Annotated in this window: 10 protein-coding genes; 3 read left to right on the top strand and 7 right to left on the bottom strand. The window is 47.7% G+C overall.

Annotation, left to right across the window (positions count from 1 at the left end; all coding sequences use genetic code 11):
• Window positions 1–2 precede the first annotated feature (2 nt).
• Entirely contained in the window at window positions 3–1,250 is a 1,248-nt protein-coding gene (locus KNO69_RS01830) for a glycosyltransferase family 2 protein (protein WP_214815609.1), read from the top strand.
• Between the two features lie 13 nt (window positions 1,251–1,263).
• A complete protein-coding gene (locus KNO69_RS01825) occupies window positions 1,264–3,306 on the top strand; it encodes a cellulose biosynthesis cyclic di-GMP-binding regulatory protein BcsB (RefSeq protein ID WP_214815606.1) in 2,043 nt (680 codons plus the stop codon).
• An 82-nt stretch (window positions 3,307–3,388) separates the two neighbouring features.
• Here the strand turns inward: KNO69_RS01825 and KNO69_RS01820 are convergent, their stop codons facing one another.
• From KNO69_RS01820 to KNO69_RS01800, 5 genes are all read right to left on the bottom strand, one after another.
• Entirely contained in the window at window positions 3,389–4,354 is a 966-nt protein-coding gene (locus tag KNO69_RS01820; RefSeq protein ID WP_214815603.1) for an aldose epimerase family protein, read from the bottom strand.
• Window positions 4,355–4,390: 36 nt separating this feature from the next.
• Complete coding sequence (locus KNO69_RS01815) at window positions 4,391–5,158, bottom strand: tyrosine-protein phosphatase (RefSeq protein ID WP_214815600.1); 768 nt, start codon at window positions 5,156–5,158, stop codon at window positions 4,391–4,393.
• A 6-nt stretch (window positions 5,159–5,164) separates the two neighbouring features.
• Window positions 5,165–6,370 carry an alpha-amylase family glycosyl hydrolase gene (locus KNO69_RS01810; RefSeq protein ID WP_214815597.1) on the bottom strand — a complete coding sequence of 402 codons (1,206 nt, stop codon included), beginning with the start codon at window positions 6,368–6,370 and terminating at the stop codon, window positions 5,165–5,167.
• An 88-nt stretch (window positions 6,371–6,458) separates the two neighbouring features.
• A complete protein-coding gene (locus KNO69_RS01805; RefSeq protein ID WP_214815594.1) occupies window positions 6,459–7,382 on the bottom strand; it encodes an LCP family glycopolymer transferase in 924 nt (307 codons plus the stop codon).
• A gap of 101 nt (window positions 7,383–7,483) precedes the next feature.
• On the bottom strand, window positions 7,484–8,329 hold the full coding sequence (locus tag KNO69_RS01800) for a YihY/virulence factor BrkB family protein (protein WP_214815591.1): 846 nt from the start codon (window positions 8,327–8,329) through the stop codon (window positions 7,484–7,486).
• A gap of 126 nt (window positions 8,330–8,455) precedes the next feature.
• Between KNO69_RS01800 and gnd the strand changes: the two genes are divergently transcribed.
• Complete coding sequence (gene gnd, locus KNO69_RS01795) at window positions 8,456–9,340, top strand: phosphogluconate dehydrogenase (NAD(+)-dependent, decarboxylating) (RefSeq protein ID WP_214815588.1); 885 nt, start codon at window positions 8,456–8,458, stop codon at window positions 9,338–9,340.
• A 39-nt stretch (window positions 9,341–9,379) separates the two neighbouring features.
• On the opposite strand, the gene KNO69_RS01790 is transcribed toward gnd, so the two are convergent.
• Both KNO69_RS01790 and KNO69_RS01785 read right to left on the bottom strand, forming a co-directional pair.
• A complete protein-coding gene (locus KNO69_RS01790) occupies window positions 9,380–9,994 on the bottom strand; it encodes a flavodoxin family protein (RefSeq protein WP_078147581.1) in 615 nt (204 codons plus the stop codon).
• Window positions 9,995–10,083: 89 nt separating this feature from the next.
• Entirely contained in the window at window positions 10,084–11,640 is a 1,557-nt protein-coding gene (locus KNO69_RS01785) for an FMN-binding glutamate synthase family protein (RefSeq protein ID WP_214817792.1), read from the bottom strand.
• Window positions 11,641–11,694: the final 54 nt, after the last annotated feature.

The raw sequence follows: 11,694 nt of genomic DNA, 5'->3' as shown, positions 1-11,694 counted from the left end.
TCATGGCAAATGTACTCTTCCTGTTCTCTCTCGTCATGATTTGGACGATGCTTCTATACCACATGTTTTTAATGCAAGGTGGGTTTTGGCACTTCATGACGTTTCGTGATCCAATCTCTGAGTGGTCTAAAAACATGAAAGACCTACCTAAAGTCTCAGTCTTAATACCTGCACACAATGAAGCTATGGTCATTGCTGCTACGCTTCGGGCAATGGCTCGTATCGCTTATCCGCATGACAAACTTGAAGTCATTTTAATCAATGATAATTCATCTGACCGAACAGGAGAAATCGCTCAACAGTTCGCCGACAAATATTCTTTTATTCATGTTGTACAAACTACACCTGCTTATGCGGGTAAAGGCAAATCTTCTGCTTTAAATTACGGATTGACGCAATCTACCGGTGATGTGCTCGTCGTATACGACGCAGACAACACACCCGAAAAAGATAGTGTCTATCATCTCGTGATGGGTCTATTAAATGACCCTCATGCAGGAGCAGTTGTCGGTAAATTCCGAGTTACCAATGCATATGAAACATTGCTGACTCGTTTGATCAATATCGAGACCATCTGTTTTCAATGGATGGCACAAGCAGGTAGATGGAAGTGGTTTAACATTGCCACAATTCCTGGAACCAACTTCGCCATCCGTCGTTCCATTATTGAAGAACTTGGCGGCTGGGATGAAGCAGCGTTAGCAGAAGATACCGAACTCACGATTCGAGTCTATGAACTTGGTTGGCATATTCGATTCTTCCCTGCCGCAATCACATGGGAACAAGAACCTCAAACATTAAAAGTTTGGTGGAAACAACGAACGCGTTGGGCACGCGGGAATCAATACGTTGTTCTCAAATTCATGCGTCAATTATTTTCGCTAAAACGAAAGAAAATCGTTTTCGATATCATTTACTTCTTTTTCACTTATTTTTTATTCTTCTTTGGCGTGATTCTGTCGAATAGTCTATTTGTGATTAATTTGTTTGTTGATATCGGTTTAGAAGTTGGAAATATCACATTGATTTTATGGATTCTCGCATTTTTACTATTTGTGACCGAAGTATTCGTCACACTCAGTATCGAACGCTCCGAATTTAATGTGCAGAATTTCTTTACCGTTATTCTGATGTACTTCACGTACAGCCAATTGTGGATTGTGCTTGTCATTTACTCGCTTTACCTGGAAATGAAGCGCGTGCTATTTAATCAAGAAGTCAAATGGTATAAAACAGACCGATTTGACTGAAGAGGAGGATTTTATGAAACCTTATATGCCTTACTTACTAAGTACATTCTTGTTATTATCGACAACTTCTGTTGATGCAGCTACTGAATTGCGTTCCTCACTACCGATTGATTCGACAAATGAAGCAGGTGAACGCCTATTGACGACAAGTGATGAGGTATTACCTGGAGAAACATCTTCTAGAACCTATACGTATACTCTTCTAGGAAATGAAAAAGCAGATTCGACTAAATATTTATCTCTTGATTGGGAGCATTCTGAATTGTTAATTCCCCCGTCTGCTCTAACAATCGAAATTGACGGTGAACCCCTCAAATCTGTTGCATTAACGAAAAAGTCATCAGAAGGAAATGTGAAAATCCCATTACAGAACGAACACTTGACAAAAGGCACACACGAAGTCACTGTTCAATTCACTGGTATTACAGAAGGCAGGATGTGCGACACAGGTAACACATCTGGTAGTTGGTTTACTGTTCGCCCTTCTAGTCTAGTATCTATCGGGAATCAATCTGAACTCTCACTAAATGATTATCCAAGTCCTTTCACACAAACAACGAATCAGAAGTTAACTGTCGTGCTACCAGATTCACCAGATACCATGTCATTAGAGGCAGGACTTCTGCTTTACCGCCAGTTGCAGGGGGATGCCACAGATCCAGATAACGTATCTCTTCAATATGAACAACAACTAAAAGCATTGAATGGACGATATCTATTTGTTGGGCAGACTGATTCATTTACGGGTCCGGTAAAGGATTTAATTAAAAATCTTGAATCTCTTCCAACAGAAGAAGAGGTTTTGTTCGAACAAGCTCGTTTAACTGATAAAGATGCAGCTATCGATGCAATGTTCGTACTTGCCGAAGATTCTAATGCTTTCGAAGGGACTCTGAATCATCTCCTTCTTGTTCAACAAAGGCAACAATTGAATGGTGACCGATTAATCTTATCCAGTTCACCATCTATTCAAGAGAACGGAAATATGATTACGTTACAAACACTTGGCGCCTCAGATTTGATGCTAAGTGGCAGTGAAGCAATGAGTCCAAACTATTACTATCCGTTACCGGCTATCGATAAAAAATCTGTAGTGGAGCTAGATATTCGCTTTAAAGCTTCAGAAAACTTAGTGCCGGCTCAAAATGGTGGTTCTGCTCCTGAATTGATTGCTTGGGTAAATGGTGTCCCTCATTCTATCCCTTTAACAGAACTAGATGAAGAGAATGAGTGGCAACATCATACGATTCAAGTTGATGCATCGACCTTAAAAAAAGCGACGTTCTTAGATGTATCGTTCGAAGCAAATGGACTTCGCTCAGAAGCACCATGCAATGCGAACGACTTGGAGCGTTGGATGTTTATCTCTAGTGACAGTCAAGTTACGCTCCCAACAAGCAATGAACAAGCAAACAATGAAGTCTTTTTAAATATGGCTAGCCTTTTCTCCACAGATTCAGGTGTCCTATTCGTCATTCCTGATGACTCGAATATCCAGTCACTACAAAACTTGGCCGATGTGATGAGCGGAATACCTGTTACTCCTTTAACAGAGCAAGTCGAATTTGTACGTTCTAGTGATGTAACTGAAGATATGGTGACAGATCGATCGATTTTCTTAATAGGGAATCCGGAACAAAGTCCACTCTTTAACGAGCACAAGGAAGATTGGATTGTGACGAAGAACAATCAAATTGACTTAGCACAATATGGGTTCATTCCTGAAACGTCTTCTGAGTATGCATGGATCCAACCTTCACCTTGGAATGATGAAAAAGCAATGATTGTTGTGTCAACTCAAAATTCGATTGATTCAACACTTATTGAAACGCTGGCTTTTCCAAACGAAACATTTAGTGTGGCAGTGAAGAATCAAAATGGCGCTATTTTTACAAATAGTTCAAGTATCGATGAACTCTCGAATAATCAAGCAACATCTAGTGAAGAGTCTTCCAATTCAATAGACTCTACATGGTATTTTGTCGGCTTCATTGTATTAATTGTCTTCATTATTGCCATTCTCTTATATATGAGACGCAATAAAAAAACATCTTAATCCTTTATTACGTACGACTTAATTGATATGCAAAATATAAGAAAGGTCATCTCCTTCGTTTAGAACAAGGAGATGACCTTTCTTATTGCTCCACCCCAAATCGATACACTGTCCGAGAATGATACAGTTCACCCGGCTTCAGTTCAATCGAGGTCGCGATGTCCGGATGGTTCGGGGCGTCCGGGAACGCCTGTGCCTCGAGACAAATCGCGCTATGTTTCTGTCGACCATTGAGCGTCACCGGTGTCTCTTCACTGAGGAAGTTTCCCGTATAAACGACCATGACCGGTTGATTCGTCTCGACCGTCATCGTCCGTCCGCTCACCAGGTCATGCAATCGAATCGATTCATCCTTCAAGATAAACGGATGATCGAGACCGCTCGCCCGGTCAATCGCCTCGTCTCCCGATTCGAGCGCCTCTCGAACCGCTTTCCCGTCTCGGAAGTCGAACGGTGTCCCGCTCACATCCCGCAACTCCCCTGTCGGTAGTGACTCCGCATCGAGCACTCCGACCGAATCGGCTGGTAGCGTCAGCTCATGGTCGTGGATAGTCGGACGTCCGCCGAGATTGAAGTAGTTGTGATGATTCAGGTTGACCCACGTCCGTTGGTCCGTCTCCGCCGTCATCGTGACAATCAGTTCATTGTCATCCGTCAGTTCATATAACACTTTAAAGAAGACGTTCCCCGGGTATCCTTCTTCCCCGTCCGGACTGAGATACGTGAACTGAATGCACTGTTCGTCGGCGTCCATCTCCCAGTGACGGGCCGTGATGCCTTTGTCGCCTCCGTGAATATGATGGGACGCCTCGCTTGGGGTCAAGGCGACACCCTCAATCTTTGCGTCACGAATCCGTCCGGCAATCCGCCCAACGACCGACCCGAGATAAACGGGATTTTCTAAGTATTGAGAGACGTCCCCGTACTTCAAGATGACCGAGTCAAAATTCCCTTCCCGGTCCGGGGCCGTCAGTTCCGTCATCGCACAGCCATAGTCAATGGCGGATAGGATCATGCCGTTGGCGTTTTGAATCGTCGCTTGTTTCATGCCATCACCTTTCTACCCCGTCATCGGGCAATTGATTTACCACTTCCAGCGTCCTCGCCAGTTTTTTTCTGGCAAATGAGGCGGATTCACCGCAATCGGTTCATCGGCTAACATCGCCTCCGTAAAGCGGAGCTGCTGTTGCCACATCTCTTCTCCTAGTTCGTTGATGACTTCCTGTCTTGCTGCTAACCAATTGAAATCACGATGTTCCACGTTATGGGCATCGGAGGCGACGATGTGACTCAACCCGTTACTGATGAACGTGAGCGCGAGTTCCCGGACCTGTCTTCCAAACTGCCCTGTCAAACTGCTTGTCGTCACTTGCGACAGCGCACCCGCTGATACGAGATGGTACAATTTTTCGGGATGGAGTGCAAACTCTCGATTCCGCTCTGGATGCGCAATGATCGGAACGTATCCAGCCGCCTGCAGTTGAAAGAATAAGGACTCCGTATAAGCTGGTAGACTTTGACTCGGCAGTTCCACGAGGACATATCGTGACCCAGCGAGCGAATGTGCCTCTCCGGACTCCAACGCTTCGACCATTTCTCCAAAAATTCGAATCTCTTGTCCAACATACAAGGTCAAGGGGATCTGTTCATCATCGAGTCGTTTTTGTAGATGCGCGACTTCTTGCGTGATGTCATGATGCTGCGTCTCAAAGTACGGATGATACGCGTGTGGTGTCACGACAATCGATGTCACCCCCTCTTCCACCGCACGTTTCGCGAGTTGAAGGGATGCTTCCATTGTACGTGGTCCGTCATCTACTTCAGGCAACAAATGACAATGTACATCAATCATGAGTGTTCACTCTCCATTGTGTGATTGTTTTAGCCAAACGTATTCATACGGGCGAAGCGTTACATTTGTCATCCATTCTTCTGTAAAGAGACTCGTCCCTTCACAATCCGTCTGCACCGTCTCTTCACTCATATTCGTCAATAACAGTAGGGTCTCCTCTTGATGCGTTCGCTTAACAGCGAAAACGCGCCGATCGAGATTTAGGACCTCTTGACTAATGTAAGGGGACAAGGCAGGGTGGAGTCGTTTCACATTCAATTGGCTCAATATCCCTTCATAGACACGAAGTCGATCCGGATCGCGTTTCAATGCTCGGACGAGATCTTCCTGTTCAACCGGTTGCGACACCCCAAATAAAGTTCGGTAATCAATCAACGGAATCCCTTGAAGCGACAACAATACACTGTGGGCTGCGAGAATCACATCTGGGTTAGTGTCCATCAGATTTTTCTCAAACGGATCACGTTCCGCCGAAGATAGGAAATTGAAATAGGTTTGATTGGCTCTCAGTGAATGAACTTGTCTCGCCCAATCGGTCAATCGTGTCACATTGGCCTGCGCAAACGCTAAAATGACATGACTGGATAAGTCGAAATGACAGACGACGTCCGCCTCTTCCTCAAAGTTTAGGACTGAATCGACACGTTCATTGGCAACGATGAGCTGTGCATTCGGCTTATACGTATGCATAATCGTACGCCACAGTTTGAGAATGTGTTTGACTCGTTCCGGTTCTATTCCGCGAAACGACTCGACATGGACACGGATTTTCGTCGCTCCATACGCCAGACGTTCAATCAGTTCATCTGTTACGGTGACAAGGTCGAGTTGTGACTCATTCCATGCTTCAGGCGTCATCTCGTATATCAAATCGAACTCATCGGTGAAACGTCCTAAGTCTTCGAACAATTGCACCCGCGAGTCGATGGCTGTGTCCTGTTGTTTCGTTTGATACGGAAACAGGGAGACGAGATAGAGATCACTCACCGTCGTTTGGACATGATCGGCTAACCATTGATGGAGAGCCTCGAGGTTCGCTCGTCCGTCAGTCAGGATAAAACCGGCATCCACCAACAAGACGTTTGTTTTTTCAGAAGGGCGTTCATGGTCGTGCCAACGATGATCCGACCACTTCTCAAACAACCGTTCCCACTTTTCTTGCGAGGTCTCCCCAAGTTCGTGGAGTACCTCTTCAATCGTTTCCCATTTCATGACTCATCCCTCCTTGGTATCTCTTTATTTCTCCCACTTTCCGTTTCATTTGAAACACAAAAAAACTGTCCGACTTGGGTCAGACAGTTTACTCCATCAATCGTTTCAACTCTTCCTGAACGCCATTCAACGAAGAAGATTCCGGATTCCAATAATAGATGCCGTCCCCCTCTAATCCGCCCGCCCCCTCGAGCCGTAACACACTCGCGTTGCGGAACGCGTTCATATAGTCCGTCGACAAAGAGACGAATTCATTGAGCTCGATATTCGTCTTCGCCTGATCGCCGACCACCTCGAGTAACGCGGTGACCTTGTCGAGTGAGAAGTCCGTCCGTCCTTTTTCGATGATGGCGGCGACGACATCACGCTGACGTTCTTGACGTCCGAAGTCACCGTTTGGATCGTTATAGCGCATCCGGGTGTAATCAAGTGCCGCTTCTCCGTCTAACGTCACCTCACCAACGGGAAACGTGTAATCTTCTGTCGAGAACGCAAATTTATTCATGACGGTAATGCCTCCGAGTGCATCCACGACGTCGCTGAATGCCTCCATATCCGTTTCGATGACATAATCGATTGGGATGTCGAGGAAATTCTCGACCGTATTCATTGCCATTTCGGCCCCACCGAACGCATAGGCATGATTGATCTTATCACGTGTCCCTTTCCCGACGATTTCAGTCTTTGTATCCCGGGGAATCGAGAGCATCGCTCCTTCATCAAGTTCCGGATTGAGTGTCAGCACGATGATTGAGTCACTCCGTCCCTGTTCGGTCCCGCGTCGGTCGATCCCAAGCAAGAGAATGGAAACAGACTCTTTGCGTTCAATGGTCTCGACCTGCTTGCGCTCTTTGCTGATTTTCAAGTTGTCATTCACTTGTGCGACGGTGTCATCGACTTCTTTTACCATTGACCAGACGAACGCGCCACCCGTGATGAGCACCAAGGTCATGACGCCTGCTACAACCCCTAGTACGATTTTCCACTTTGATGGTTTACGATGTTTCGCCATGCGGCCACACCTTCTTCCGTGAAATAGTACTAGTTTATTCCCATGCCACGGGTTGTTTTAAAGCATGTTCACAAAGAATAATCACGATATCCCTTTTTTTGTTACGGGAAATGGGTCCGGGTCGGTTGGCGGGTCATATGGTAGGGCCAGGCTGCATTGATTTCTGCCCCAATCAGCATCGTCGCCGCCGTCAGATAGAGCCAAATCTGTAGCAGGATGACCGCACCGATCGTGCCATACGTATCCCCGAGAATCGAGAAACGTTCGACATAGACGCTGTATCCGGTCGACAGCAATTGCCACGAGATGACCGCAAACACGGCTCCGGGAAGTGTTTCGATGAAGCGCACTCGCTGTTGTGGCGCGATTTTATAAAAGAGCGAGAACGCGATGATCAAAATGATGGTCGAAACCGTATAACGCGTCACCGTCGACAAGCGGTCGAATTCTTCAACTTTTGGATAGAGGGCATAAATCAGTTCGACAAACTCTTGACCGAATAGATGAAACACAATCAAGATGACCGCCCCGATACTCCCTGCTAAAATCACGAGCAACCCGATCAACCGTCGGAAGATATAGCCGCGCGCTTCCGTCTCCCCATATGCGAACACTGTCAGCTTGACGAGTCGTGCCGTCCCGTTCGAAGCGGACCAAAACGCGATGATGGCACTGACCGATAACAGTCCGCCGTTCAAGTTTCCGCTCACATCATAGACGATGGATAACAGCTCACGCACACTTGAACCGGGAATGAGCGTTTCAATCTGCTCGATGAGAAGCGCGTCATCGATTTGAAACCATGCCATCACGGCGAAGAGGATAAAAAACGTCGGAAAGATGGCTAAAAACCAAAAAAACGCCAATGTGGCACTGTAGTCATTAATATGATGGTCTTTGAATCGATGCCTGACGTCTACGGCCAGTCGAAATACATTTTCAAACATCGCCACCCTCCTCTCATCAATGTTGCACTTATATCATTCTACATCTCGGGCAAGCTGTCCTTTTGAGCAATCGTTATTTCGGGTATGCCCTATAGAGGACTAAATCTTACAAATGGGGTGGAACGAATGGAAATCGGTATGATTGGACTTGGTAAAATGGGCCTCAATTTGGCTCTGAATTTGACAGACAATGGGCATCGTGTCGTCGGGTATGACCCGGGAAACGTATCGACGAGTCAATTTGAGACGAAAGACTCTTTGCAGGAGGTCGTTTCCACGCTTCAGGCCCCTCGCGTCGTCTGGGTGATGGTGCCAGCGGGTGACGTGACCGAGCACGTCTTGAACGACTTGCACCATCTTCTCTCGCCGGGTGACATCGTCATCGATGGAGGAAACTCGAACTACAAGGAGTCAATGCGACGTTCCGAGCACTTTAAAGAAAAACTAATCTATTTCTTCGATGTCGGGACGAGTGGTGGGATGGAAGGTGCCCGTCACGGAGCGTGTACGATGATCGGAGGCGATTTGGAGGCGTTCGGAAAGATTGAGCAACTTTTCCAAGACGTCTCGACCGACCAGGGCTATTTGTACGCAGGACCGAGCGGAAGTGGTCACTTTTTGAAGATGGTGCATAACGGGATTGAGTATGGGATGATGCAGGCGATTGCCGAAGGCTTTGAAGTGCTCGAGAAGAGTCCGTTCGACTATGAATATGAAGATGTCGCACGCGTTTGGAATCACGGGTCGGTCATTCGCTCATGGCTCATGGAACTGACGGAGAGTGCCTTCTCGAAAGATCCGAAGCTCGACGACCTTCGCGGGGTCATGCATGCATCGGGTGAAGGCAAGTGGACGGTCGAGACGGCACTCGAGTACGACGTCCCGACGCCCGTCATCGCGCTCTCCCTCATGATGCGTCAACGCTCGCTTCAAGACGATACGTTCTCAGGTAAAGTTGTTGCGGCATTACGAAATGAGTTTGGTGGGCATGCGGTGGAGAAGAAAGAGTAAATCATCAAGGTCTCGACCAACATCGGTCGAGACCTTGATTCATTCCATCGTATTCCCTTCTGCCGGAATGGGATGGTTTTTAAGCATTCTCGCAAAATGAACGAGGTTATATGCCATCGTCTTGCCATGAGACTTCGTGAATTCATTTTCTCGTCCAGCATCGAGGTACGAGTCACCCGGTCCCGCTTCCCCGACCCAATACGTATCGACGTTCGGCGGCACGGTGAAACCGATGTGGGACAATCCATATAGAATCGAAGCACAGGCGTGTTTCGCCCCGTCCTCATTCCCCGTGACGACGACTCCTCCGACCTTGTTGTAGTAGATCGCCTGTCCCGATTTATTCGTCAGCCCGCTACCGCCGTATAGACGTTCAATCACTTGGGTGGCGACGCTACTCTTCTCCCCGAGCCAGAGTGGTGTCCCGATCACGACAATGTTCGCGGCCTTCACTTTTTCAAAAATCTGTGGCCACTCGTCCCCATCCCCTTCATCTTCCGTCACACCGAACGTGACGTTGTAATCGACGATTCGAACAATCTCAGATTCAACATCGAGCGCATCGAAGTGCGGGATGATATCACGAATCAACCCTTCCGTATGCGACGTCATGTCGCCACCTTTTAACGTACAGTTCAAAAACAAGGCTTTCATTCGATCCCTCCTAAGTAAAATGATGTTCCATTAGGTGTTCCCGTTCGTCAAATGTTTCAAATCTATATCACAAAATCTATAAAATAGTATTAATCATATCTGTCTATAATCGATTTTATCTGGCCGTCCGGTTCCTGATAGACCACATGCTCTTGTGACAGTTCAGTCGGCGAGCGAACGCCTGCCGCAGCCGCCATATTGTATAGTCCTTCCCGAAGCGAGATGATATAGTTCGTCACCCGATAGCTCTTTTCGTCGACAACGAGAGCACGCTGCAGTTTCGCATCGGTCGTTGCGACACCGACCGGGCAGCGGTTCGTGTGGCAAACCTGTGCCTGGATGCACCCGACATTGAACATAAGTCCGCGAGCGATATTGACGAGGTCTGCGCCGAGCGCGAGTGCGATGGCTATCTTATCCGCCGTGATGAGTTTCCCAGAGGCGAACAGTTTGACTCGGTCGCGCAACCCATGCTCAATTAAGAGGCGATGCACGTAAGGGAGCGCCGCCTTCAGCGGTAAACCTACTGTATCCGCAAGCTCTTGATACGTCGCACCCGTCCCTCCTTCACTCCCGTCGATGGTGATGAAATCAGGTACAATTTGAGATCTCGCCATCTCTCGGACGAGCGAGTCGATGTCTTGCAACTTCCCAACCACAAGTTTGATGCCGACCGGCTTCCCACCGATTTCACGTAACCTCTCAACAAATGCCAACAATTCCACATGGGTGTGAAATTCAGAGAAGCGGTTCGGGCTGTCAATGGTTTCCCCGACTCGTACGTGACGAATCCGGGCAATCTCCTCGGTCACTTTTGATCCATCGATATGACCTCCGCGTGTCTTCGCTCCCTGCGCGAGTTTCAATTCGAACGCCTTCACTTGCGGGAGTGCGCTTTTTTGTTTGAACGCTTCCACCGAAAACGCCCCGTCTTCATCCCGGACACCGAAGAGCGCTGGTCCAATTTGACAGATGAGATCGACGTCCCCTTTTAAATGATAGTCGGATAGTCCACCCTCCCCAGTATTCATCCACGTGCCACCCGCACGACCGAGCCCAATCGAAAGCGCTGTGATGGCCCTGTCTCCGAGCGACCCGAAACTCATGGCAGACTGACCGACAAGCCCCCGAACGTAGAACGGTTCCCGGCACGTCTGTTCGCCTATGATGACGGTATCTTCTTCTGTTAATAAGTACGGGGAGATGTCTCGTTCGACGAGATGTTCTTTTCGGGTGAACAGATTGTCTTCATCGAGTTCATACACCCATGTCGACACTTTCGTTGAATTGTCGATTCGTAACTCGTTCCGATTTGTCGGGTACAATGCATTTTGAAGATAGAACCCACCCGCGTCAAAATCTCGCTCCGAGCCGAATCCGATGATGCGCGACTTATACTTCCCTGCGATGACGGCCGACTCATAATCATTCCGTGAGAACGGCTTCGCCTCATTGTCATTCAGGAACAAGTATTGCCGAAGTTCGGGTCCCATCTTCTCAAATATATAGCGCAACTTTCCGAGAATCGGGAAGTTCCGGAGGACGGAGTGTTCGCGTTGGTTCCGGTCACGCCTCCACAGATAAAAAATCAAGAGCGGTGGCGTAATCATGATGAGCAACATGAGCATCAGTAAAATGGTTAACATCGATGTGGTGAGTGACACGGAATTCCCTCCTCTATGGCTCGACGAAAAACACCC

The organism is Exiguobacterium sp. s131 (assembly GCF_018617345.1).
GTDB classification, from domain to species: domain Bacteria; phylum Bacillota; class Bacilli; order Exiguobacteriales; family Exiguobacteriaceae; genus Exiguobacterium; species Exiguobacterium profundum.
Note: the sequence above shows the minus strand (reverse complement) of the source record. Positions and strands in the feature narration are given on the sequence as shown.

Bases quoted from the DNA above. Each gene is read 5' to 3' on its own strand.
- KNO69_RS01830 (WP_214815609.1), top strand. From the start codon at position 3: ATGGCAAATGTACTCTTCCTGTTCTCTCTCGTCATGATTTGGACGATG.
- KNO69_RS01825 (WP_214815606.1), top strand. From the start codon at position 1,264: ATGAAACCTTATATGCCTTACTTACTAAGTACATTCTTGTTATTATCG.
- KNO69_RS01820 (WP_214815603.1), bottom strand. From the start codon at position 4,354: ATGAAACAAGCGACGATTCAAAACGCCAACGGCATGATCCTATCCGCC.
- KNO69_RS01815 (WP_214815600.1), bottom strand. From the start codon at position 5,158: ATGATTGATGTACATTGTCATTTGTTGCCTGAAGTAGATGACGGACCA.
- KNO69_RS01810 (WP_214815597.1), bottom strand. From the start codon at position 6,370: ATGAAATGGGAAACGATTGAAGAGGTACTCCACGAACTTGGGGAGACC.
- KNO69_RS01805 (WP_214815594.1), bottom strand. From the start codon at position 7,382: ATGGCGAAACATCGTAAACCATCAAAGTGGAAAATCGTACTAGGGGTT.
- KNO69_RS01800 (WP_214815591.1), bottom strand. From the start codon at position 8,329: ATGTTTGAAAATGTATTTCGACTGGCCGTAGACGTCAGGCATCGATTC.
- gnd (WP_214815588.1), top strand. From the start codon at position 8,456: ATGGAAATCGGTATGATTGGACTTGGTAAAATGGGCCTCAATTTGGCT.
- KNO69_RS01790 (WP_078147581.1), bottom strand. From the start codon at position 9,994: ATGAAAGCCTTGTTTTTGAACTGTACGTTAAAAGGTGGCGACATGACG.
- KNO69_RS01785 (WP_214817792.1), bottom strand. From the start codon at position 11,640: ATGTTAACCATTTTACTGATGCTCATGTTGCTCATCATGATTACGCCA.